This is a genomic window from Sediminitomix flava (assembly GCF_003149185.1).
Lineage (GTDB): Bacteria > Bacteroidota > Bacteroidia > Cytophagales > Flammeovirgaceae > Sediminitomix > Sediminitomix flava.
The window spans coordinates 154,915-181,262 of sequence record NZ_QGDO01000001.1; the positions used below are offsets into that span (position 1 = coordinate 154,915).

General features: G+C 35.5%; 16 protein-coding genes. 8 read left to right on the forward strand and 8 right to left on the reverse strand.

Annotated elements, in window-relative coordinates:
* Window position 1 precedes the first annotated feature (1 nt).
* Both BC781_RS00595 and BC781_RS00600 read left to right on the forward strand, forming a co-directional pair.
* Complete coding sequence (locus BC781_RS00595) at window positions 2-1,291, forward strand: DUF2157 domain-containing protein (protein WP_109615310.1); 1,290 nt, start codon at window positions 2-4, stop codon at window positions 1,289-1,291.
* A complete protein-coding gene (locus tag BC781_RS00600; RefSeq protein WP_109615311.1) occupies window positions 1,281-1,844 on the forward strand; it encodes a GDYXXLXY domain-containing protein in 564 nt (187 codons plus the stop codon). Before BC781_RS00595 ends, BC781_RS00600 begins: the two co-directional genes overlap by 11 nt.
* Before the next feature lie 319 nt (window positions 1,845-2,163).
* Here the strand turns inward: BC781_RS00600 and BC781_RS00605 are convergent, their stop codons facing one another.
* From BC781_RS00605 to BC781_RS00620, 4 genes are all read right to left on the reverse strand, one after another.
* Window positions 2,164-3,888, reverse strand: coding sequence for a SulP family inorganic anion transporter (locus tag BC781_RS00605; RefSeq protein WP_109615312.1), 1,725 nt, complete (start codon window positions 3,886-3,888; stop codon window positions 2,164-2,166).
* 159 nt (window positions 3,889-4,047) lie between these two features.
* On the reverse strand, window positions 4,048-4,470 hold the full coding sequence (locus tag BC781_RS00610; protein ID WP_109615313.1) for a DUF6691 family protein: 423 nt from the start codon (window positions 4,468-4,470) through the stop codon (window positions 4,048-4,050).
* Between the two features lie 24 nt (window positions 4,471-4,494).
* Window positions 4,495-5,052 (reverse strand): YeeE/YedE family protein, encoded by a 558-nt coding sequence (locus tag BC781_RS00615; protein WP_109615314.1) that lies wholly within the window; start codon window positions 5,050-5,052, stop codon window positions 4,495-4,497.
* 88 nt (window positions 5,053-5,140) lie between these two features.
* Window positions 5,141-6,547: an MBL fold metallo-hydrolase gene (locus tag BC781_RS00620; protein WP_109615315.1), complete on the reverse strand. Its 1,407-nt coding sequence runs from the start codon at window positions 6,545-6,547 to the stop codon at window positions 5,141-5,143.
* 310 nt (window positions 6,548-6,857) lie between these two features.
* Here BC781_RS00620 and BC781_RS00625 point away from each other — a divergent pair, with 310 nt between their 5' ends.
* The 3 genes from BC781_RS00625 to BC781_RS00635 all read left to right on the forward strand — a co-directional run bounded on the left by BC781_RS00625 (window position 6,858) and on the right by BC781_RS00635 (window position 16,271).
* Window positions 6,858-12,404 (forward strand): Ig-like domain-containing alpha-2-macroglobulin family protein, encoded by a 5,547-nt coding sequence (locus BC781_RS00625; protein WP_109615316.1) that lies wholly within the window; start codon window positions 6,858-6,860, stop codon window positions 12,402-12,404.
* 83 nt (window positions 12,405-12,487) lie between these two features.
* Entirely contained in the window at window positions 12,488-14,845 is a 2,358-nt protein-coding gene (pbpC, locus tag BC781_RS00630; RefSeq protein WP_109615317.1) for a penicillin-binding protein 1C, read from the forward strand.
* A 97-nt stretch (window positions 14,846-14,942) separates the two neighbouring features.
* Window positions 14,943-16,271 carry a sensor histidine kinase gene (locus BC781_RS00635; protein ID WP_109615318.1) on the forward strand — a complete coding sequence of 443 codons (1,329 nt, stop codon included), beginning with the start codon at window positions 14,943-14,945 and terminating at the stop codon, window positions 16,269-16,271.
* On the opposite strand, the gene BC781_RS00640 is transcribed toward BC781_RS00635, so the two are convergent.
* Both BC781_RS00640 and BC781_RS00645 read right to left on the reverse strand, forming a co-directional pair.
* The gene (locus BC781_RS00640) at window positions 16,268-17,419 is read right to left on the reverse strand and encodes a hypothetical protein (protein WP_109615319.1); all 1,152 of its coding nucleotides are present in this window, start codon (window positions 17,417-17,419) and stop codon (window positions 16,268-16,270) included. The two genes, BC781_RS00635 and BC781_RS00640, sit on opposite strands and share 4 nt — an antisense overlap.
* Before the next feature lie 24 nt (window positions 17,420-17,443).
* Window positions 17,444-18,949 carry a hypothetical protein gene (locus tag BC781_RS00645; RefSeq protein ID WP_146201585.1) on the reverse strand — a complete coding sequence of 502 codons (1,506 nt, stop codon included), beginning with the start codon at window positions 18,947-18,949 and terminating at the stop codon, window positions 17,444-17,446.
* A gap of 269 nt (window positions 18,950-19,218) precedes the next feature.
* Between BC781_RS00645 and BC781_RS00650 the strand changes: the two genes are divergently transcribed.
* A complete protein-coding gene (locus BC781_RS00650; protein WP_109615321.1) occupies window positions 19,219-19,974 on the forward strand; it encodes a hypothetical protein in 756 nt (251 codons plus the stop codon).
* 86 nt (window positions 19,975-20,060) lie between these two features.
* Window positions 20,061-23,597: a DEAD/DEAH box helicase gene (locus tag BC781_RS00655; RefSeq protein WP_109615322.1), complete on the forward strand. Its 3,537-nt coding sequence runs from the start codon at window positions 20,061-20,063 to the stop codon at window positions 23,595-23,597.
* 72 nt (window positions 23,598-23,669) lie between these two features.
* Here the strand turns inward: BC781_RS00655 and BC781_RS00660 are convergent, their stop codons facing one another.
* On the reverse strand, window positions 23,670-24,281 hold the full coding sequence (locus tag BC781_RS00660; RefSeq protein ID WP_109615323.1) for a porin family protein: 612 nt from the start codon (window positions 24,279-24,281) through the stop codon (window positions 23,670-23,672).
* Window positions 24,282-24,309: 28 nt separating this feature from the next.
* Window positions 24,310-24,978: a DUF4136 domain-containing protein gene (locus BC781_RS00665; protein ID WP_109615324.1), complete on the reverse strand. Its 669-nt coding sequence runs from the start codon at window positions 24,976-24,978 to the stop codon at window positions 24,310-24,312.
* A 375-nt stretch (window positions 24,979-25,353) separates the two neighbouring features.
* Between BC781_RS00665 and mdh the strand changes: the two genes are divergently transcribed.
* Window positions 25,354-26,280: a malate dehydrogenase gene (mdh, locus tag BC781_RS00670; protein ID WP_109615325.1), complete on the forward strand. Its 927-nt coding sequence runs from the start codon at window positions 25,354-25,356 to the stop codon at window positions 26,278-26,280.
* Window positions 26,281-26,348 lie beyond the last annotated feature (68 nt).

Sequence of the window (26,348 nt, forward strand, 5' to 3'; positions counted from 1 at the left end):
TATGCAGATAAAAAAAGATATACCCGAGTTATTGGAAGCTGGGGTTATTAATGAAGAAACAGCAACTAGAATTATAGATTACTATAAGACCAGAGAAAAACCTGCTGAAAATAGAATGCTTGTTGTTTTTGGTATAATCGGAGCTTTACTTGTTGGACTCGGAATTATTCTGATCATTGCACACAATTGGGATAATTTGTCTAAACTGACAAAATCAATTATTGCATTCACTCCTTTATTGATCGCTCAAATTCTTTGTGGCTATACAATATTGAAGAAGAAGGATAACAAAGCTTGGACTGAGACCTGTTCTACGCTTCTATTTTTTGCAGTTGGAGCTGCCATCTCAATGATATCTCAGATTTATCATATTGAAGGTGATCTTGACAGTTTTATTCTTTCATGGATGCTTCTTTGTTTCCCTTTGATCTATGTTATGCCATCATCTGTAGTATCTCTATTCACCTTAATAGGCATCACATACTACGGTGCGAGTACAGGTTATTCCAGACACTGGGTAGAAAGCTACTGGTATTATGTTATACTCATCGGGATACTCCCTCATTATTATTTACTTTATAAAAAATCTCCTTTAGGAAACTTTACAGCTTTTCATCATTGGTTAATTCCAATTTCATTTATCTGGATCATTCCGTCTTTAGGCAAAGCATATGATGGAATATTTTTCCCAATTATCTTAATCAGTATTTTAAGTACTTATTTAAGCATAGGTTATTCAGATTATTTCAAACTTCAATCCTTGAAAAGAAATGGCTATCGAGTTTTGGGTTATTTCGGGAGTTTGATTTTTCTATTTTCTTTTAGTTTTCAAGATGAATGGAACAGAATTAGAAATAATTCCAGCTCAATATCTTCGCTTGCAGATTCAATAGATTTTTATCTAGCCTTGTTCACTTTTGGACTAGCAACTCTCCTATTCATTCTGAGAATTAGAACCGTAGGATGGAAAAATATTCAAGTTATAGAATTCGTCTTTATCATGTTTAGTATTCTATTCTGTTTTACTTTCAATGGTATTTGGCATATGCAATGGATTGTCAGTATCATTATTCTAACCATTGGGATATCTACTATAAAAAGAGGGCAAAGTGAGTCGCAACTTAGTACGCTTAATCTCGGGTTAATCATACTCTCATTGCTTATTTTTTGTAGGTTTATCGATACAGAAATGAGCTTTGTACTCAGAGGAATTCTTTTTGTGAGTATTGGTGTAGGTTTCTTTATGGGAAATTATTGGTTAATCAAAAAGAGAAAAAGACATGAAAAATAGAACATATATATTCCTCATTTTTCTTCTCGTAGCTCTGATTCAACTATACGCACCTGCGAGTATGATTTTTAGTTCAGAACGTATTTTGTCTGAAGGGGAAACGATCAAACTTAAACTCAGACCTATTGATCCTACCGATCCTTTCAGAGGAAAGTACATTATTCTGAATTATGAAGATAGAACTTTAGAATCAGACTCTGTTTCTGAGTACACCTCAGAGAAGAACGTTTACCTAACTTTTAAACAAGATTCGCTAGGGTATTCTGTTCCATTTCAGTTACATCATGAACTACCTAATAATCAAGCGGCACTTAAAGTTAATGTATATACTTATTCTTCTGTAAATGAAAAAGAAGAAGTACAAATCAACTACCCTCATGACCGTTTCTATATGGAAGAATCTAAAGCAAAACCTGCTGAAGATCTTGTCAGAAAAGTATTACAAGAGGATCAGAAAGATTGTTATGTACTTCTGAAAGTATTGGATGGAGAGGGCGTTATTGAAAACGTTTATATTGGTGACTTACCATTAACTTCAGCATTAGAAGAATAAGATAGCCTGAAGTATGAGTATATTCTTTTAGTCTTTGATTGTTAATTGTATTAATTAGAGGATATAGTCGTTCTTTTTGGGAATGAGGTCTTCATTTTTAGTCTTGATACAAAAAACGAAGCAAAAAAATCAAGCCTCATAAAAATCGGTCAACCCACATCCAACCCTTCTCCGCTTTTGAGGCTAGCTCCCCGCTTAAGAGAACATTTTTAGATGTTCATGATTTTATCCCAACCCATAACTTACGACAAAATATAAAATGAAAGCTAGAGTCAAGATTAGACCCTAGCTTTCATTTTCTTTAATATTATTTTTAATACTAATTGACTTCCGTCTGCAGTACTATTTCTTTCTGACTTCCTTTTTCCTTACATGTCAAATACTGAATCGCTTTATGAAGGTCTAAGAAGAAATTATCCTCTCCTATTTTTTCTATCAATTGATTTTGTTTCAGAATATCTCGAACAGGTCCTACCACATCTGCTAAAACAAGTTCTATTTTTTGTTCCTGTAAAGTATCAATCAATTCCTTCAAACCGATCAGAGCTGAAGCATCTATATTACTGATTGGACTTGCATCTATAAGTACCTTCTGAATCTGAGGATTATATTCTATTTCTCTGCTTATATAATCCTTGAAATATTGGATATTCACAAAAGTTAGTGGTGCATCCATTCTCAAAATCAAATATTCATTCCACTTTTCTAAATCACGGAAACGTTTGATATTTCTAAAATCATGATGTCCTTTTACTCGTCCTAACTTCGCAATATGCGGATAGGCTTGACGGTACAAAAGAATTAAGATGGAAAGAACTATCCCCGATACAATTCCTGGTACCATACTAAAATTCAAAGTAATCATGAAAGTAGAAAACAGGAGTACAAACTCAATTTTATTCGTTTTCCATAATTCTTTTGCATAAGCTATATCTATCAAACTAGAAATAGCAACCATGATGACAGAGGCTAAAATAGCTTTGGGTAAAAAGTAAAATAGTGGTGTTAGAAACAGCAAAGTAAGCCCTACCAATATTGCACTTACAATAGATGCTAAGGGAGTATTCGCCCCTCCTTGATAGTTTACTGCTGACCTTGAAAAACCACCTGTAACTGGGTAAGACTGGAATAATGAACCTATTACATTTGCCATTCCTAAAGCTATCAACTCTTGATTAGGTCTCACTTTATGATCTTTCTTCTTAGCTTCTATTGCTTTTGAAACTGAGAATGATTCCATAAATGCTACAATCGAAATTGTTAATGCTAGAGGTATAACTTCTCCCAATTGACCTAATGAAAAATCGGGTAATATAAACGATGGCAATCCATCAGGAATGTCTTTTACGATACTCACACCCTTTGCCTCTAAACCCAAAAAGTAAACTGCAAGTGTTCCAAAAATCACAGCCACTAATGCCGCAGGTATAGAAGCACTTATACGTTTTACAGATTTGATAATAACGATTCCAAACACACCTATCACTAGTGTCAGAATGTGCGTACCTCCTATATTCTGAATTGCAGAATACAAGATTTCAAATACGTTGTTACTTTTCTCAAGACTAATTCCTAACAGGTGCTTTAGTTGATTTAAACCTATAATCAATGCCGCCGCTGAGGTAAAACCACTAATAACAGGCTTTGCCAAAAGGTTTGTAATAAAACCCATTCTGACTACTCCTAAACCCCACTGAAACAACCCCATAAAGAAACTTAAAAGTATCGCAAAGCTTATATAAGCCGCCGTTCCTTCGGTTGCTAAAACGGAAACCCCTGCCGCAACTAAGAGCGAGTCCATAGCCACAGGAGCAACAGACAACTTACGTGAAGTACCAAGTAGTGCATAAATTAACTGAGGGACAATTGAAGCATATAAACCATAAACAGGAGGCAATCCTGCAATCATTGCATAAGCCATACCCTGTGGAATGAGCATAATTCCGACAGTAATTCCTGCAGAAATATCCCCACTCAGATATTCTTTTTTATAGCCTCCCAACCATTCCAAAATTGGAAAGCTTCTTGATAATTTCTTGTTCATCGCAAAATTTTGATAGTTAGAGAAGAGAGAAGTTGGCGTTAATAAATAGTGTGCTCGTGAGATATAAAGTGAGCGATAATAAATCGGTCTAAAGCCGAATACAAGCTTAATTTATAGAGGACACCTCGAAAAAATGTCCTCTATTTTTCATTGGTAATTTTAGTGAGGTAGTTTGTCTCTGACTAAGCCATAAACGAAAGTTCCTACACTGGCACTGATAATCACTACAGCTAAAGGAAAAACACCCTGCCCTAGCAACACAAACATAGGACCTGGACAAGCTCCTGTCATAGCCCAACCCAATCCGAAAATTGTACCACCAAGTATATAACGAGATACAGATTTTGCCTTAGGAACGATTACTATCGGTTCGCCATGAATGTCTTTCAACTTGAAACGTTTTATAGCTCCGACCAACAAAACTCCAAGTCCTACAGCCGACCCAATGATACCATACATATGAAATGACTCGAAACGAAACATTTCTTGAATTCGGAACCATGACACCGCTTCTGATTTGGTCATGATTATACCGAATAAAATCCCTACTAGAATGAAGCGAAAGCCTACAGATTTATTCATTGTTATTTTAGTCTAGTTTGTCGTTTACAAGATGAAAGGTAAAATAAGGTGAGTCATGACAAGACCTCCAATAAAGAATCCGACTACCGCTATTAATGACGGTAACTGAAGGTTTGATAGCCCCGAAATTGCGTGACCAGAAGTACATCCGCCAGCGTATCTAGAACCAAATCCTACAAAGAAGCCTCCTATGATTAGAAAAGCCATTCCTTTCAAACTCATCATACTTTCCAGACTAAATAATTCTTGAGGCAATAAACCCATATCTGTAGTTGAAAGTCTTAGTTCAGAAAAATACTGAACCGTATTCTCATTCAGTTGTGGAGTGATATCTCCATTCAAATAATTAGAGGCTATAAACCCTCCAATCATAGCTCCAAGAACGAATAGTAAATTCCATAATTGGTTTTTCCATTCAAACCTAAAGAAATCAACTTTTTTTCCTGCTCCACAAGCAGAACATAAAACTCTCAAATTGGAAGAAACACCAAACGTTTTCCCTCCAAATAGTAACATTGCCATCACAAGCGTGATTAATGGCCCAGACACATACCATGGCCATTGTTGTGAAAGTACCTCCATAAAATGTTGTTAGTAATTAGTATACCCTATTATTAAAAAAATGATTTAGACAGAGATAGTTTGACACCATCTCCGCCTATCTATAGTCCTACAAAGTTGAAGGACACACATAGTTAGTTAATGCAATATCAGTTTCTTTTATTTTCCCGAAACCACCTTTTACATCTACCAGATTTTTATAACCTGCTTTACGTAAAATAGAGCTAGCGATCATAGAACGATAACCTCCAGCACAATGTACATAATAAGTTGTATCTTTATCTAAATCTGATAAATGTTTATTGATATAATCTAGTGGAAAATTCTCTACACCCTCTACATGCTGAGACAAGTATTCATTCGGATTTCTAACATCCAATACTTTTATTCCCGTTTTGTAAGCTTGAGCGAACTCATCAGCATCTATAGACGGAATAATATATGCTGCATTTCCGCTTTTTGTCCAAGCATCGAAACCACCTTTCAAATATCCAACAGGGTTATCGTACCCTACTCTTGCTAATCGAGTCACAGCTTCTTCCTCTCGTCCTTCATCAGTGACTAATAAAATTGGTGTATTCAAATCTGAGATCAGAGCACCAACCCAAACAGCAAACTTCCCGTCCAAACCAATATTGATTGAGTTCGGGATAAAGCCTTTGTTAAAAGTCTGAGGAGCACGTGTATCAAGAATCAAGACTCTTTTCTCGAAAGACTTAATCACAAACTCTTCAACAGAAAGAGCTTTCATTCCTTGTGCGAGTACATCATCAAAAGACACATAACCAGACTTATTCATCATGGCATTTTTTGCGAAGTATTGAGGGGGAGGAAGAATTCCAGAAGTCACTTCTTTGATAAATTGTTCTTTAGTAAGGTCTTGAAGTGCATAGTTGGTCTTTTTCTGATTCCCTAATGTATCAGAAGTGTCTTTACTCATATTTTTTCCACACGCAGAGCCTGCTCCATGTCCTGGGTAAACTATAATATCATCTGCCAATGGCATTAATTTATTATAGATTGATTCGTACAAATAGCCTGCTAAATCTTCTCGGCTTAAATCAGATTTTATAGCTAAATCAGGTCGACCTACATCACCTAAGAAAAGCGTATCACCTGTAAATAGCGCCTCATCTTTCCCTGCTGCATTTCTTAAAAGGAAAGTACTCGACTCCATTGTATGCCCTGGAGTGTGTAGTAAAACTAAACTATAAGCTCCAATTTTGAACTCTTCCAAGTCAGTACCTACATAAATATCATAATCAGTTTTGGCTGTTGGTCCAAACACAATTTGAGCACCTGTTTTCTTTGCTAAATCAAGGTGCCCTGATACAAAATCAGCATGAAAGTGTGTTTCAAAGATATACTTAATCTTCGCTCCTCTCTTTTCTGCCAGTTCAACATATTGATCAGTTTCTCTCAATGGGTCAATTACAGCTGCTTCACCATTAAATTCAATATAATATGCTCCTTGTGCTAAACAGCCTGTATATAATTGTTCGATAAGCTCTGCCATAGTTCAAATATTTTAGGTAATGAATGAGTTTTGAGTTTAAGCTGACTATGATTTTAGCAGCTTCCTCATTTAATTTCTTTTACAAATATCTGAATGCTTCACGAGATTGTCTGTAACAAATATTACACAACAAAAATCTAGATGATTTTTCTCTTTATTTTAGCACTTTTAATAGAAGGCATCTCGCTTCTAAGGCTTCGTTAGACTTCAAAAAGTGATAACACTTCTTTATATTTAATAAATACCTTTGATAATCTTTTTAAGAGGAATACAAACAATTATCTTTAGCTATCAACCATTTAAAATACCAATGAATCGCTTTTTAATATTTGTTTTTTCACTCACATTTTTTTTAGCATTTACTGCTTGTGAGAAAAAACCAGCTAATCAAAAAGATAACTTTAGCAGTCCTAAAAGTCTTTTTGTAGACCACATCAGTTCTCATACTGGAGGAATTGTTTCGATAGGGTCAGACATTCGATTGAAGTTCACAAAGAATGTAAGTGACAGTATCAAAAGTCTTCCGGTGGACAACGTAATCAGTGTTAAACCAAGTATAAAAGGAAAAACCGTTTGGGAAGATAACCGCACACTTGTTTTCACTCCAAATAGCAATTTGACGAGTAATAACCAGTATGAGGTGACTGCCAAATTGAAATCAATCATTCCAGATATTGATGCTGATAAAGAGAATTTCAAGTTTACATTCAAAACACTTCAGCAAAATTATTCTTATCAGATTGATGGATTGAAAGTCTATGATGAGAATGATTTGAGTAAAGTAAAGCTTGAAGGTACGCTAGAAACTGCTGATATCACTTCTTTAGAAAAAGTAAAACAAGTGCTAAAAGCAGAACAAGATGGAAATAATCTTAGTATCAATTGGGAAATTGGTAGTAAAACAAATTCATACAAGTTTACTGTAAGTAATGTAGTCAGAGGTCAAGATGATTCTGAAGTTAATCTAGCTTTTACAGGAAAATCTATTGGAGTAGAACACAACTCAGACATGGATGTAGAAGTACTAGCATTAGATACTTTTAAAGTCACATCCACCAAAATAGTAAGAGGTAAACAGAATTACATTTCTGTATTATTTACAGACCCTCTTAACATTCGTCAGAACTTAGAAGGCTTGGTTACACTTTCAAGCTCTAACTCAAAACCAAGATTGGTGATCAATTTAAATGAACTGAAAGTTTACCCTACCAAAACGATGGGAGCTTCTGATGTTCTGAAGATTTTTAAAGGGATTGAAAATACAGCTGGTTATAAGCTAAAAGAAGATCACAAAGTCAAACTTCAATTTGCACAGATTAAACCTTCTGTCAAATTGCTTAACGATGATAAAAAGGCGATTCTTCCAAACTCTAAAGGACTCGTTTTACCATTTGAAGCTGTAGGTTTGAGAGCTGTAGATGTTACTGTTATCCGAGTTTTCGAGAATAATATGTTACAATATCTTCAATCCAATTCGTTGGGTGGTTCTTACCAACTAAAAAGAGTGGCAAGACCTGTTGTAAGAAAAACAATACCTTTGAATACGACAGGCGTAAATGACCTGAACTCTTGGAATAGATATACGCTCAATTTGGAAGAAGTTCTGACAGCAGAGCAAGGTGCACTATATCAAATTGAGATCGGATTTAGAAAATCTCAGTCTTTATATTTCTGCTCTGAAGATCAAAATATAACAAGCCTATCAACTGACGATGATGACTGGGAAGCAGAGCCTGAATCTTCTTATTGGGATAATGCAGAATATTATTACAACCCAAATTATAGATGGCAAGACAGAGATAACCCTTGTAGTGACTCTTACTACGGACGTAGAAGAAGTGTAAGTAAAATGCTTTTTGCATCTGACTTAGGGATCATCGCAAAAAGAAGAGATGGCGGCAAAATGTCTGTTTTTGTTACTAACCTCATAAACACAGTACCGACTGCTGGTGTAGAAGTTGAAATCTATGATTATCAACAACAATTAATCAATAGAGGAACGACAGATAGCGAAGGAAAAGTAGTCATAGAATTGACAAACAAGCCATTTGTAGTTGTTGCTAAAAAAGATAATCAAACTGGCTATCTGAAAGTAGATGACGGGTCGGCACTTTCATTGAGTAATTTTGATATCAGCGGTACACAAGTTCAAAAAGGATTAAAAGGATTTATCTACGGAGAAAGAGGTGTTTGGAGACCTGCAGACCCAATTCATTTAGGATTCATGCTTGAGGATATGGAAAGAACTCTTCCGGAGAACCACCCTGTAGCTATGGAGCTTTACAATCCGAGTAATCAATTGGTGTACAGAAAAACAAGTGATGCTTCTGTAGATCATTTATATCGTTTTGACTTCGAAACGGATGAAGATGCTCCAACAGGAAACTGGAGAGCCGTCGCAAAAGTAGGTGGAGCAAACTTCTCAAAGACTGTAAAAATAGAGACCATTAAACCTAACCGTTTAAAGATTGACCTCAAATTCCCGAAAAAGACTTTTACAGCAAACGACCGCAATATTTCTGGAGATTTGAATGTAAGATGGCTAAGCGGTGCAAAAGCGAATAATCTCAAAGCTGAATATGAACTACTGCTTCGTCCGATGACAACCAAATTCAAAAACTATCCAAATGTTAGTTTTGATGATGAATCAAAAAGCTTCACCAGCAACCGTGAAATGGTTTTTGAAGGAAGAGTAGATGCAGAAGGAAATGCAAAAGTAAACATCAATTTAGGGAAAGCTACAAAAGCACCTGGAGCTTTGATGGTGAGTTTATACGGAAAAGTATATGAAGAAGGAGGCGAATTCAGTATTGGAAACAGTTCAATCCCGTTCTATCCATATAAAAGCTTTGTAGGAGTTAAAGCTCCTGAAGGAGACCGTAGAGGTATTTTATTGACCGATAAAGATCATCAAGTACGAATTGTCAGTGTAGATGCTGATGGTAATCCTGTTGACCGTACCAACGTAAAAGTTGAGTTGTACAAACTCGATTGGAAATGGTGGTGGGATAATTCTTATGACAATATCAGCAATTACCTTTCAAGATCTTATAAAACACCTGTTTCAAAAGGAACCGTAAATACCAATAATGGTGAAGGAACTTGGAGACTTAGAGTGAACCATCCTCAATGGGGACGTTATTATTTGAAAGTTGAAGACCCTGTCTCGGGGCATTCTGCTGGACAAGTCGTTTATATCGATTGGCCAGGTTGGGCAGGAAAAGGCAAACGAGGTGGACTAGATGGCGCTTCAATGCTTGACTTTGGTATTGAAAAGGAAGAATATAAGGTCGGTGATCAAATTGTACTTTCAATCCCTTCAACCAAAGGAAATAGAATCTTAGTCAGCTTAGAAACTGGAAGTGAGCAATTGCAAACATTCTGGGTAGAAACTGAAGAAGGAAATACTTCAATTTCTTTTGAAGCAACTCCGGATATGTCTCCAAATATCTACGCTCACCTCACCATGATTCAGCCTCATGAACAGAAAAAAAATGACCTTCCTATACGTTTGTATGGCGTACAGTCTATTAAAGTAGTAGATAGTCAGACGCTTTTACAGCCTGAGATTAAGATGCCTTCTGAACTTCGTCCTGAGCAAAACTATACGATTGAAGTTTCAGAAAAAACAGGAAAACCAATGGCTTATACTTTAGCCATTGTAGACGAAGGACTTTTAGATATTACCAATTTCAAAACGCCTCAACCTTGGGATTCTTTCTACTCAAGAGAAGCTCTAGGCATCAAAACTTGGGATGTTTATGATGATGTAATGGGTGCTTTTACTGGTAAAATTGACCATCTACTCGCTATTGGTGGTGATGAAGAATTGAATCCTAAAGACCAGAATGAAACCAACCGATTTAAACCTGTAGTCGAGTTTTTAGGTCCTTTCAAACTGGAAGCTGGAGATAAAAAGGTTCATAAAATCAAAATGCCGCAATACATTGGTAGCGTCAAAACTATGGTTATTGCATCTGGAAATGGTGCTTATGGTAGTAAACATGTTACGACTCCTGTAAAACAACCGCTCATGATTTCAGCAACTTTGCCAAGAGTAGCTGGACCAGGAGAAAGCATGAAACTTCCTGTCAATGTTTTTGCACTTGAAGATGGCATCAAAGATGTGCAATTAAGTATTGAAACAAGCGGAACACTAAAACCTACTGCTTCTAAAAGTCAAACCGTAACTTTCAGCGCAGCCGGTGACAAAGTTGTTTACTTTGATCTGAAAGCCGATGAGCTAATCGGTGAAGGAAAAGTAAAAGTAACAGCCAATAGTGGTTCGTTGAATGCTTCTTATGACATTGCGCTGAAAGTCATTCCTCGAAATCCAAGCATGACACTTGTCGATGATAAGGTACTTGCAAGCAATGAGTCTTGGTCTTACGATTATCTGCCTTTGGGAATGAAAGGAGAAAACGCTGCATTTGTAGAACTTAGTACACTTCCATCTTTAAATATAGAACAACGTTTAGGCTACCTTATCAGATACCCTCATGGATGTGTAGAGCAAACAACTTCTGCTGTTTTTGCGCAGCTTTATCTCAATAAACTCTTGACGCTATCAAAAGAAGATCAAGCTAAAGTACAGACTAATGTTGAAGCGGGTATCAGCCGATTAAAAACATTCCAAGTCAGTACAGGCGGATTCTCTTATTGGCCAGGCAATGACTATGCAAATAATTGGGGAACAAACTATGCTGGACATTTCCTTATAGAAGCGAAAAAAGCAGGTTATGCCGTTCCAGAAAGTCTGATTTCTAAATGGGTAAGTTTCCAGACTAATCAAGCCGAAAATTGGTCATCGACGAGTACGGACAACAACAATGATGTGATTCAAGCATACCGTTTATACACTCTTGCTTTAGCAGATCAAGCCGCTTTGGGTGCGATGAACAGAATGAAAGAAGAAAGTGGTTTGAGTCATACTGCAAAATGGCGTTTAGCTTTAGCTTATGCTGTCGCAGGATATATTGACCAAGCTCAACTACTTATTGAAGGCATGGATGAGTTGACGGCTTCAACTTCCGAGATGAACTATAGCTATACTTACGGCTCTGCCATTAGAGATAAAGCCATGATTTTGGAAACACTCACTGAGCTAGGTCAACAAGAGCGTGCTTTTGAAGTACTCATGAAAATCGCTGAAAAGATGGCTGACCAAAACCAGTGGATGAGTACACAAACAACAGCTTACAGTTTTATTGCAATCGCAAAATATGCATCTCAAACGGAATTGGAAAGTGATACAAATGTTCGTGTTGCTATCGGAAATAATGAAAAAGACTTTAGTGGTAAAGATTATGTTTATCAAGCTACTGTAGAGAAAGCAGAAGATAAAGCCAAAATGGAAATCACAAACCATGGTAGTGCTCCTGTATTTGCAAGAGTTATTCGCTCTGGGATTCCATTGACAGGTGAAGAAACTTCTTCTAAGAAAAACCTAGAAATGTCAATCACTTATGAAGACCTGAAAGGAAATGAAGTGAACGTTGCAAGACTTCCTCAAGGCACAAACTTTAAAGCGATTGTAAGTGTGAAAAACCCAGGTTTGAAAGGTAAATATTCTGACATGTCACTGACACAGATTTTCCCTTCAGGTTGGGAAATCATCAATACAAGACTTGACGGTTCTATGGAACAAAGTGCTGCAGATTATATGGATATCAGAGATGATAGAGTAATGCATTACTTTGACTTAAACCCTAATCAAAGTCTTGAATTTGAAGTTTTACTGAATGCTTCCTATCAAGGGAAATATTATCTACCAGCTGTCGAATCTGCTGCTATGTACGATAATAGTATTTATGCAACTCAAGCAGGAGAATGGGTAGAAATTATAGCTGAAAAATAATTTTTATATTTATCCTAAATTTCAAAGACGCTCTTTTATTAGAGCGTCTTTACTTTTTCTGAAGCATACTTGCAAACAACTAAATGAACAAAGCAATCACTCACATACTTCAACATAAAATCAAAATAGGAATCAGCCTTTTACTAATCGGCTTCTTTTACCTAATTCCTTTACCCAAACCTCTTTTCAACGCTCCTTATGTTACTACTTTAGAATCTACAGAAGGAGAACTTCTCAGCGCCATGATCGCCGATGATCAGCAATGGAGATTTCCTGAATCAGACTCGATGCCTTATAAATTTGAAAATGCCATTCGTCTTTTCGAAGATGAATACTTTTACTATCACTTTGGAGTAAATCCTATCTCCATAATGAGGGCTATATCCCAAAATATTTCTCAAGGAAGAATTGTAAGTGGGGGAAGTACAATTTCGATGCAAACCATTAGAATGGCATTTGGAAATCAAGAACGTACTTACGGACAAAAGCTGATTGAGTTATTTTCAGCCTTAAAACTTGAAGCTTATTACAGTAAAACTGAAATTCTTCAAGCCTATGCTGACCACGCTCCTTTTGGTGGAAACATTGTTGGATTAAAAGCTGCTTCTTATAGGTATTTCGGAAGACCAGCCCATAAACTTTCATGGGCAGAAAGTGCAATGTTGGCTATTTTACCGAATAATCCCTCATCTATTTTCCCTGGAAAAAATCAAGAAAAACTAAAAGCCAAAAGAGATCGATTACTTCTTAAAATTCATGAAAATGGGTTTCTAACCAAAGATGAATTGTATTTAGCCCAACAAGAAAAACTACCCAACTCACTGAAACCTTTACCCAATTCGGCTTATCACCTTTTACATAGAGCGATTTCCGAAGGACATAAAGGAGAAAATATTAAAAGTACACTCCAATCAAAGTTGCAAAAGGAAGTAGATAGAAAGCTAAATCGATATGCTCGAAGAATGCGCTACAATCAAATTCATAATGCAGCAGCCATTGTTTTGGATACCGAAACTGGAAATACTCTAGCCTATGTAGGAAATGCAAAAGGAAATGGAGATCACGGACAACATGTAGATATCATTACAGCCCAACGTTCACCTGGTAGCCTTCTGAAGCCAATACTCTATGCCGCAGCATTAGACGAAGGCTTGATTATGCCTAAGCAATTACTCCCCGATAAGCCACTATTTTATAAAGGTTTCACCCCAAAAAACTTTGATAAAAAATATAGAGGTGTCGTTCCTGCTGATGATGCATTAGTAAGCAGTTTGAACGTTCCTTTTGTCCATCTACTGTTAGAATACGGTTATGAAAAATTTCATCAGAAGCTTCAAAATATCGGGTTTAAGAGTTTCCACCAACCTGCATATCATTATGGCCTTTCTATGATTTTGGGAGGTGGTGAAACTTCACTTTGGGAAATTACTTCTGTGTATTCAAGTATGGTAAGAGCCTTGAATAACTATACCGAGAGACCGCTAAGAAAAGGGTATTCTAAAGAGGACTATCACTCAAATTATTACATACCAAGGTCTAACAATGAAGTTCAAAAACTAGAATCAGATGGTTTTCTACGAGCACCTTCTATTCGATATACTTTAGATGCTATGCAAAGAGTAGAACGCCCCGACCAAGAAGCTGGTTGGCAATATTATGGTTCTTCTAAAAATATTGCTTGGAAAACAGGGACAAGCTACGGCCATAGAGATGCATGGGCTATTGGCATAAATGGAAAATATCTTGTGGGCGTATGGATTGGAAATGCAGATGGAGAAGGAAGACCAGGACTTACAGGGGTTAGTGCTGCTGCACCCTTAATGTTTGATCTTTTCACATTGGTTGATGGCTCACTAAAACTCGATCAATATTTTGGGGAAGAAAAACAAGTTTGTTCACAAAGTGGCATGTTAGCCAACAAAAACTGTCAAGAAACTCATACCCTTTTATTGGATGATTACATGACAAAAGGGAATACCTGTACCTATCATAAAGTACTGCACCTAAATCAGGAAGAAACGCACCAAGTAAATAGCAGTTGTTATAATTTGTCTGAGATGAAAAACAAAAAGTGGTTTGTTCTTCCTCCTGTTGAAGCTTGGTATTATCAGAAATTCAAACCGAATTATCAAAGCGTTCCGCCTTACTTAGCCAACTGTGAGCAAACTGAAAGTAAGACTTACTTTGATTTGATTTACCCAAGTTCTTTCCGAAAAGTCCATATTCCATTAGATCAAGAAGGACAACTAGGTCAAGTCATCTTTGAAGCTGCACATGAAGATGTTCAAACTCAAGTTTATTGGCATTTGGATAACACCTATTTGGGAGTAACCAAAGCCACACATCAAATGGGAATACAAGCTGAAAAAGGAATTCATTTATTGACATTAGTCGATGAAATGGGAAATGAAATCAGACAAAAGTTTGAAGTAGTTGATTAAATCTAATGAAATTCAACTACTTCAAACATTAAACATTGAGATGGAGAAAGTATTATCTAGATTCTGAGTTAATACAAGATTTAACTTTCTCTATTCTATGAAAGCACTTGACCAAATCAGAAAATACATATCAGGAGATGCAAAAACGATAGAAGAAAGAACCTTACTTTTTTCCTTATTTTTTGGTGGAATTATATCTAGCTTTTTCTCACTTCTATATTTTGTTAAAGCAATTGATCTAATGCATGCATTTTATGTATACTTAATCAGCATCTGCTTCTTAACACTTTTCTATTACTTTAAAATCAAAAAGAACTTTGTAGTTACACTGATCATCTTTTCATTTTTTGAGATATTCATGGCTGTTTTTGATTGGTATAAATACGGAGGTGTGGACAATGATAATATTGCACTCATTTTCGCAATGATGATCGTTAACCTAAGTATCATACCTCATAAATTTCATAAATGGGTCTTTACATGCATTCTAACCCTCATACTTACTTTAAACTTCCTAGAATCATTTTTACAGCTTGATTTCCAGTCAAGAGTTTATCATAAGCATGTCAAAATACATCAAATTGTATTATGTATGATAGCAGCTGCTGTTGTCTTAATCAAATTCAAATCAGATTATCAAAAAACTAGACTAGAGTTAATTGAAAGTAAAATTGAATTGCAAAAATCACTTCAAAAAGAAAAGGAATTAAATCATATGAAATCAGAATTTATTTCTATGGTCTCTCACCAATTCAGAACTCCATTAACTTCTATCTATAGCTCTTCAGAATTGATCAACTTAACCGCAAATCATTACCTTCCTAACGACCAAAAAGAAAAAGCAGCAAAGCAATTTGATCGAATATATTCATCAGTGAACCAACTCAATTCAATGATGGAAAGATTACTTCTGTTTGGGCAAATGGAAGCTAATAAAATGACTTTAAACAAAGAATGGAGTAATATTGAAGAATTAACTTTAAAAGTAGTTCGCAGCTTCTACCTTAACTTCCCTTCAGAGCAGTTACCTCAAGTCAGAACACTAGGTGAAAAAAGAGAAGTATTCGTTGATCAGAACCTAATTGAACAAATACTTTTAAATCTCATATCAAACGCTCACAAATACAGTTCTTCAGATAGCCCGCCTGAAGTACTAATTCATTTTGCACGAGAGACTTTCTCCATAAAAGTTAGAGACTTTGGAATAGGTATTCCTAAAGATGATTTACCATATCTTTTTCAAGCTTTTCACCGAGCTAAAAATGCAAAAGAGATAAAAGGGACAGGAATAGGGCTAACCTTCGTAAAGAAATTTGTAGAACTTCACGAAGGTTCAGTAAAAGTAACTAGCAAAGAAAATATTGGCTCTACTTTTAAAATATTATTCCCCTATTCTTCCCAAGAAAATAAACCTTCGTTGGCTTAAGGGCGTTTTCCTATGCCTGTCACAAATTGTATATAAACATTAGTCGGATTTACTTCTGTCCGCTTGAAATCCTCCCAATAATAATTCAACCTTATTTTTGTATGAGGAGAAATATTATACCCAATACTATTGGCAAAGACTTGAGCATAGTTAGCATCTTTATTCAATCTTTGATCTTGAACTAAAAGAGAATAAGAAGACCTCAATACAAATCTTTTCCAGAGAAGAATATCTACATTTTGTTGTGTATTCACAGTTTTATAGATCTCATTTATCTCGCTATTTTCACCATAAGTAATCATACTTGAAAACTTAAAGCGTTCTTCAAACTTGTAGCTAAAGTCAGCTCCTCCTCTCCAAATATCCGCGGTTGTACCACTATTAATTTTACTATTTATCTTTCCAACACCTCCTATCAAACCAAATTCATATTTCAGATAAGATTGAGTTCCCAGTCGCCCAAAACCTAACCAAGTATTTCGATACTCTACATCCTCAAACCTAACAACAGGATCTGCATGTTGTACTCTATTCTTCACTAGATTTTCGCACGTAACCAAAGGTTGATTTAATAAACCGCCTGAAGTAAATGAAAATTCTAACTGCATTTTTTGTGAAATAGGAGACTTAAGAAACAGTCCTAAATCTCTTGAAAATCCTAGGTCACTACTCACTAAATTGGGAGCAAAATTGATGATAGGATCAATACTCGGATTATGCCCATAAGGAATTGCCGTCTGACCAATTGTAATAGTTGTTCTATCCCATTTAGTGTTGAACTTCATCCATAAGTCTACTGCCTGAAAATATAAACTACCTTCACTTTCCCCTTGGTCATTTCTTCTTTTATCAAATGCTAAAGAAAATCGTGCTTTAGAAGAAGCTAATGCAAAAGCTCTTGTATATCCTTTTTGAAGTATTCTTCTATTTTTTGCAAAGTATTGCAATGCCAACTGAGATCTTGGCCCAACACTAGAAAAGTCCCAATATTCACCAAATTGATTTTGATGATATCCTCCATGTAAATTCAGTTGTCCATAAAAAAAGCGAGTTTGTTGCTTCTCCAACTTAATAGAAGACTGTGCTTTTACTCCTAATGAAAGGAATAAAAACAGTGCTAAAAGCGATGATACCACTTTTAATTTCATAGTGAAAAGAGGTTAAAGTTAGGTTTAGTAATTATAAAGTCTTTTTCTGATTCTGATTTGTTCTCTGATATGCCTTGGTAATTTCACTTTTGCCATCCAAACGGGCATAATTCGCTCATAAGAAAGAACATAGACATCAAGAATATCATGTTCTAAAGATTCGTAGCTTAAATAAATCTTTTCAACTGCTTTGTATTGATTATTTACCCACTTCCCTGTTTTCTTATCTGTCATCAATACATATTGTTTCTTCTCGTTTGAAATCAATTCTGGATCGTAAGAAATTGTATTTTGAACAGGGTTATGCCTTCTACTTTTGGGGTAAGTATTAATTCCAAAAAGTAACCCATACAATTTTTGCTCATTGATTAAGGCTAAATCTACATTCCCTATGGTTATTTCATAAGGACTCCATTCTCCAGTCAATTTCAATTGGACATAACCTTCAGAACCTTTTACATCAATCACATCTATTTTCACATCATCCATGTGTTTCATCCAAGAGAAATCACAGATTTTGGGAGTAGTCTCGTCATAAAAACCTCGATCTTTAAACTGTGCTAATTTCACGGTATCATTTAGAATACTTGCATAAGTTTCTTCAGCATACTTTTGTCCGCTGACGATCAAGCCAAACTCATTTTTATAAAACTCCTCAACATCCAAAGGCTCTAGCTTTTTCTCTGACTGATGCCCAACTTCAATGATTTTTGTTTTTAGAGGATAACGAATAGGGTTTCGTAATTTCTCAAAATCGATAAGAACATTTTCTTCTGAAAAGTTTGAAAGACTATCATACCCCATGTCAAGATCAACTTTTTGATTTGGGTTCTTAAGCTGAAATAATACTTTGTAGAGTTCTTGATTCATGTAAAACCATGAATGAGCTAAAATTCGATTTTGATTCAAGTTTATACCTTGCTTCAATCGATCCGAAAAATCTGAATAATCTTCATAAGTTAGTGCAAACTCCCACTTCCCTCCTTTCAAACAATTATTAGTCACACTACATCGGTAAGCACCATTACAAAGTGTATGCTCCTCTCCTGTGGACATACAAAAATCAAATTCATCATGTTCGGAACGAAAAGTTAAACCAAAGCGATTGAATTCCTCCAGCAGTAACTCTGGGTATTGCATTTTGTCTTTAGCATCAATTTTTGGAATCAACTTCAGAAGATCGACTTTGGGAATTAGGACTTGATTGTTTTTTTGATCTGAAAAGATAAGATCAACCAATACTTTACCTCTTGGCATTTTCTCTGCCAGCTTCAATTCGACAGAAGTAAATCGTAACTCCTGTTTATCTTTGGAATATTCTGGAGCTTTTTCACCAATGTCATACTTGTAGTCATAACCTGGACTGAGTGCTTCCAGTTTTAGAATTGAATTTGGATGTTTTTTGAATACTTCAAAAACAGAAGTTGGAGGTAAAAATTGTTCTTCTTTGGGCTTACTCCATTGAAATGAGTAGCAACCGCCCATTAAGAAAATTAATAGGGTATAAAACAGGTTAGTTCTAGCTTTCATGTTTGTTAGTTAATTACTTGTACTTCTACAGTGATAATTTCCTAAGCTTCCTAAAAGTTTCTGCAACTTATTTTATTCCAATTCCTTTCTATTTTTCTATAATCCTAATTGATGAACCAATAACAATTTCTCTTTTGACTCAGCTTTAGTCATTATTGCATAAAAATAAGTTTAAAATCAGATCAGCATCCTAATCTTCCCATTTAAGACAATAGTTTCCGTTCTTAAAAATGCTGTATTTCATTTCTTGATGTATCATCTTTTACTCCATGTTAGATACCTTTTTTGTTTTACTGTTTTCTGCTTTATCAAGTACAGGCTCATCGGAGTCTATTATTTTGAGTCAGAAAACGAAAACATTAATTCGTCAGGAAATTGAAGACAAGCAAACGAAAAAAGAAGTGGTTCAACTGCTCAACTACTACAAATGGCAACACAAAAAATTAAGAAAATTAGAGCAAAAAGAAGAATTAAAATTCATTCGACTTCTTCGAAAAAATCATCATGATTCCGATGAATTTTCGGCTTTAATTAATCGGTATTTTTTAATTCGTCAGCTCAGACAAGAACTCAGAGTTACTTACGCCATAAAAGTCAAGAATAAAATTTCTGACAATGAATGGGCGAGTCTTCAAATAAAAGGAACTGATTTTTTAGCAAAACAATATGACATCAATCAAAATATAAAAAATAGGCTACTAAGAAGAAATAAGAAAATTGATGAAAAAATTGAGAGGGTAGCTTTTGAACCTCATCGGCAACATCAAATCGATGCGATCATCAATGAAATAAATATTGCAGAACTTAATACCTGGGCTGCTTTTAGTCTTCTGACAGAAAGAGATCAAAAAATCATTTTCAATAAATACTCTAGTTATCAAGATTACAAAACAATTATGGATAACGCCAATCAGAATCTTCACCAACTGCTAATCAATTATGTAGATGGACATTTTCAACTTTTAGAAATCACATCTGAAAATGAATGGCAAAAAATCCAACGAATTATTCGCTTCACTTACTAGAAATTTGAGAAAGCTTTGAATATAAATTCTACATCATTTAGCGAGAATTTAATACTTTTACTTTTTATCAATCTTTTTACATTTACATGACTCGTCAAACTTTTGGTAAAACGTGGTGGGGAGAAAAGTGGCTGCAAGCTCTTCACAATATCGATTTTGATAATCGCTTAGAAAGAGGGAGAAATTATGCCAACAAAGGAGCTGTAACTCAGCTATCAATTACAACTGGTAAGATTTCAGCCGAAGTTCAAGGGTCTTTTGGTAAAACTTACGATGTAGAAATAAATGTTCCTGTTTGGGCTAAATCTGAACAAGAATTTATTGTCCGTCAACTTCAAGAAAAAAATGAATTCTACATTGCCCTGCTCAACCACCAATTACCCACTCAACTGCTAGACTTTCTTAACCAAAATGACCTTCAACTTTTTCCAAAAGAATGGTCAGACTTCAAAATGTCATGTACTTGTCCAGATTGGGCTGTACCTTGTAAACACCTTGCTGCTGTGATTTACAAGATTTCAGAAGAAATAGATCGTAACCCATTAATTATACTAAGTTTGAAAGGAATTGAAATTTCAGAATTTGTGGCAGAAGAAAGCTCTTTTGCAACGAGTTCTAAGCAAGAAAAAATACTTTCTATAAATGACCTCATTTCCTCCAATGAAGAGGATGAAAAAATAGTTGATAAACCCCAAGAAACTACTCAAAAACTCGATTTCTCTAATATTTCTGAAGTCGAGGAAAAGCTCTTGACTTTACTGAGTGAGAAACCTCTTTTCTACTCAAAAGATTTTAAAATCATCCTAAAAAAGTCATTAAATGCTACGCACAGACTTGCAAAGGAGATTAAAAAAGAAGTTGAACAAAACAACGATTTTATACCCGAAATCATCAAGGCTGACGAAGGTTATATTTGTTTGGATGAAGATGCGCAATTTAAAGCCTTTCTGCTTCACTCCAACCAAGAAATGGAGATGGCTCCGAACCAAGTCTTTAACCCAAGAGGAGTTTTTGAATATTTACTTCAAATTCCTGAAGATACGATTGGCAGGTACAATCAGCATATTCAAGCAATGCATTACACAGCACAGTTTACGCTAAAACTGATGCTTGAAAAAGCAATTGTTCCTCAACTGATCAAAACAGAATACGGCTACACCGTCCGTTGGGTTCCTGTTCTCTTAGAGCAAAGAATCAAGAAAAATATTGATGCGCTAACTTCTATGGCACCTAAAAACCTCCTTCTTATTCAAAAAGAAGAAGGTCTAATTCCGTGTAAGCATTCCGAACAGATTCTACACCTTATCAGTATTTGGATCAGTGATGTTGTTCAAGAAGCTTGCTATTCGATTGGAGGAAGTCAAGTGACTGACTCAGATGAAAAAGTGCTAAGACTTTTCTTTAGTGAAGAGATTGTAAAATTCAGAAAAGAATGGGATAAAGAAATTCCGAATGCAGTTCACCTATGGCTGCAAAAGATGTTTATCTCTAACCAAACGATTGTTCCTGTTTTTGTTTTTGCGGAGCGAGAAGATTTGACATTCTCTCTTAAATTGAAAATAAAAGATCAGAAAAAAGGAAAATCAATTGAACTTTCCAAATACCTCAATGAGCAAGAAAATGCACATAAGAAATTGGAGGTACTGAAAGACTTACACATACTTACTGAGTATTTTCCATCTCTTGAAAAACTTATTTCAGACCCGAAAAGTGTTGTTACTTTTGATCTTTTGGAATTTGAAGATATCCTATTCAAAATTCTTCCGATTATCGAACTCCTAGGAATTGAGGTGATTCTTCCTAAATCGATGCAAAAGTTGATTAAGCCTCAACTTTCACTCGAAGTGAAAAGGAATGAAAATGAGCGAGGAAAAGCTCAATTAAGCCTTTCGAGTATGCTAGATTTTGATTGGAAAATCGCGTTGGGTGATGCTCAAATCAGTGAAGATGAGTTTAAACAACTGATCAGAAATAAAAGTGGGCTCTTGAGATTCAAAAACTTTTATGTTCACTTAGAAGCTGAGCAACTCAATAAGCTTCTAAGGCAGCTTGAAAAACCTCCTAAGGTTTCAAGTAATGAATTGTTGCAGACTGCACTTTCGGAACAGTACGAAGGAACACCGATCAAATTCACTACAGAAATTCAAGAGATCATCACAGAGTTTACTAAAAACTATGATGTAGAATCTCCTAACGGTTTGAAAGCAACTTTGAGAGCCTATCAGCAAAATGGCTATTCATGGTTGTATAAAAATGCAAGACTTGGAATGGGTTCAATTCTAGCCGATGATATGGGGCTAGGAAAAACACTACAGACAATTGCGACACTTCTAAAATTTAAAGAAGATGGACTCTTAGATAAAAAGAAAGCGATAGTAGTTGTTCCAACAAGTTTACTTACAAACTGGGGGAAAGAGATTATCAAATTTGCTCCCAATCTGGAATTCCATATTTATCATGGGTCTAGTAGAAAACTGAATAAAGAATTTGATGTACTTATCACGACTTATGGTGTGATGCGTACAGACTTGGAAAAACTCCAGAAGATAAAATGGTTTGTACAGGTTATTGATGAAGCTCAGAACGTGAAAAATGTTTCTGCAGCCCAATCAAAAGCTACAAAATCGCTCAGATCAGATATTAAGATAGCTCTGAGTGGTACTCCTGTCGAGAACAGATTATCTGAATATTGGAGTATTATGGACTTTGTCAATAAAGGCTATCTCGGTACTTCAAGAAAGTTTTCAGATAAATTCGCTAAGCCAATACAGAATGATCACGATCAGAATAAATTGAGCATTTTCAAAAAGATTACAGCTCCATTTATTCTCAGAAGATTAAAATCGGACAAGAGTATTATCCAAGATCTACCAGAGAAAATCGAACAGGATATCTTCTGTCATTTGGAAAAAGAACAAGCTAGTCTTTATCAGAAAACGGTAGATGATACCATCAAATCTATCAATAAAGCGAAAGACGATAAAGACAAAAGAAAAGGATTAGTGCTAAAATTGATTATGTCTCTCAAACAGATTTGTAATCACCCTAATCAATTCTTGAAACAGAAGAATAACGAAATTGAGGCTTCTGGTAAAAGCAAAATGCTACTCAGCATTCTTGATAAAGCATTTGAAAGCAATGAAAAAGTATTGATTTTCACCCAATACAAAGAAATGGGGAATATGCTTCAAGAATGGATAGATCAGCGTTATTATACTCAATCATTATTCCTTCATGGCGGATGTAGCCGAAAGCAAAGAGATGAAATGGTTGATCAATTCCAGCAAAATCCGCATTGCAAGATTTTTATCCTCTCATTAAAAGCGGGAGGTACGGGCTTGAACCTAACTAAAGCTCAACATGTCATTCATTATGATTTGTGGTGGAATCCTGCCGTAGAATCTCAAGCTACAGATCGAGCTTATCGTATCGGTCAGCAAAATAATGTACTTGTTCACCGACTGATCTGTACGGGTACTTTTGAAGAGAAAATTGATGCGATGATTAAGAGTAAAAAAGAACTCGCCAACATGACTGTTTCGACAGGAGAACAATGGATTGGCGATCTGAAAGATGATGAGCTGAAAGAGTTAGTGAGTATCTCGGAAGATATTTCATATTAGCCGATTGCAAATGAAAAAGCCTAACAACTACAAAGAGTTGTTAGGCTTTTTTGTTTATGTTCAAATCTAGGATTACAGTGTAAATGCAAAACCAAAATTAAAGGACATAAATGATTGAGCATCCATAGAGCCTGCTCCTACTGAATAATTATATTTTGCTGCTGTTAGAATTCCTACATTAGGACTTAAAGGGACAAAAACACCTATCTCAGGGCGCATTGCAAATAACCATTTGTTGTCATAGAATGTTACTGAACCAACATCTTGAGACAATTCAACATAATTTATTCCTAGTCCAAGACCTACAAAAGGCCTGATACCTCCACTTTCACCAAGGTAATAATGTGAAGTAAGCATCAATGGTCTCATTTCCCCATAACGGAACTCCTTACCCCCAATTGTGATATCTTGTCCATTATCACCTTTGATATTGTAATATGAATATCCTGGAACATCTTCATAGAAATTTGTCCAACTCATATCCAAACCAATAGAGACTTTATCATTCAAGAAATGACGGTACTCTATACCGAAGCCATTGTATGCAGAATTATCAATAAACGAACGTGTATGCCCTAAAGGAGTACCGATCTGATAATTAAATGAGATAATATTGTCTTGTGCAAATACAGCCGTAGAAAGACTGATCATTACAAATGTAAATATATACTTAAGTGATTTCATTTTCTTCTAAGTTTTGATCAGTTAATAATTAGTTACTCACGCTTTCTGTTCCTAAATAAGGAGACTGCATAAATGCATTCTGAATTGTGCTTTCAATTCTAGAAGTAGATGGACTTCCGTACAACAATCCTCTGATTGCAGCTGACCATACGGCAGGTATTTTATCCTCCTCATACTGAGCAGGTCTATTATCAAACATATCAATAATCACAGTACCTGATTCATAGCTGTAGTATGAATAAATTGGGTAAGGATACCAAGGTCCCCAAATAGGTCCAAAACCAGGATACCAACCTGGGTACCATCCCCAATATCCCCACCAGTTATTGAAGTAACTTTCGTGTAAAGTTTTATACGTATATGGAGTCAAAACTAATTCAGGGCTATCCGTTGAGTCTACCTGCGTATAACCGATTTTATCCATTTCATCCTTAATTGTTTCAAGGATAACTGAGGCATATTTTTCATCTACTGGCTCAGAATAATCTTCACCGTCTTCATCTACATCGAAGAATAAAACTTCACTCGGTAATGAATATGTTTTTCTTTCTGAATAATCATACTCAGAATCATAGAATGTAATTACAGTATCTAAATCTGAGACATATTTAGTATCGTTCTCACAAGATGTAAGTGTCAATGTTGCTAACATTGAAATCAAAAAGTATTTGATTAGGTCTAGTCTTTTTGTTTCCATTTTATTAATGTTTTAATCTAAGGAGTAATATTTTTTGTGTATTAGTACCAAGACTCATTAGGCTAATTAAATGAATTCTGATTGTTTGAGTCGGTCACTTTAAAAGACCCTAGCTTCAAAAAAAAAGATGAAATGAGCTCTTCAATTTCTTGTGAATAAGTTTAAACAACTTTTGTAGTCATATATTCCTCTATCATCGAGGGATAACTTTAATCTCTATCAGAATTGACTCAGGTCATTTAAGACCTAATAGTTGATCATTGCTAATGATATATTTAATTTTTCCATTATTTGAATTTTGTTATACAACATTCCGACTTTATATTTGCTCACGATACTATTAAACATCATTACTAAACACGTAAAGAATTAATCATGAAAGTAACAGTTGTAGGTGCTGGTAACGTAGGCGCAAGTGTAGCAGAATACGTAGCAATGAAAGATATTGCTAACGAAGTAGTTTTGTTAGATATCAAAGAAGGATTCGCAGAAGGTAAAGCAATGGACTTGAACCAATGTGCGACTTTGAACGGTTTCAACACTCGCATTGTGGGTTCTACTAATGACTATTCTAAAACAGCAGGATCAAAAGTAGTGGTTATCACATCAGGTATTCCAAGAAAGCCTGGTATGACTAGAGAGGAGCTTATCGGTACAAACGCTGGTATCGTAAAAACTGTAACTGAAAATATCATTAAGTATTCTCCAGATGCTATTTTGGTAGTTATCTCAAACCCTATGGATACAATGACTTACCTTTCAGCTAAGTCAAGCGGTCTTCCAAAGAACCGTATCATTGGTATGGGTGGTGCTCTTGATAGTGCTAGATTCAGATACAGATTGGCTGAAGCTTTAGAGTGTAACCCTAATGATGTACAAGGTGTAGTAATTGGTGGTCACGGTGATACTACTATGATCCCTCTTACAAGATTGGCTACATATAACTCTACTCCAGTTTCAAATTACTTGTCAGAAGAGAAATTGGAAGAAGTAGCTAAAGCTACAATGGTAGGTGGTGCTACACTTACAGGTCTTCTTGGTACTTCTGCTTGGTATGCACCAGGTGCTGCAGGAGCTGCTGTAGTTGAGTCGATCATCAGAGACCAAAAGAGATTGATTTCTTGTTCAGTTTATCTTGAAGGTGAGTACGGACAAGAAGATATCTGTGTTGGTGTTCCTGTAATCATCGGTAAAGATGGATGGGAAGAAGTAATCGATTACAAATTGAACGATGATGAGAAAGCGAAATTTGAAGCTAGCTGTGAGGCTGTTCGTAAAATGAACAATGCACTTGAGCTATAATCAATAAGCTTTTATAAATATTAAACGCCTCAATGATTCATTTCATTGAGGCGTTTTTTATTATATCA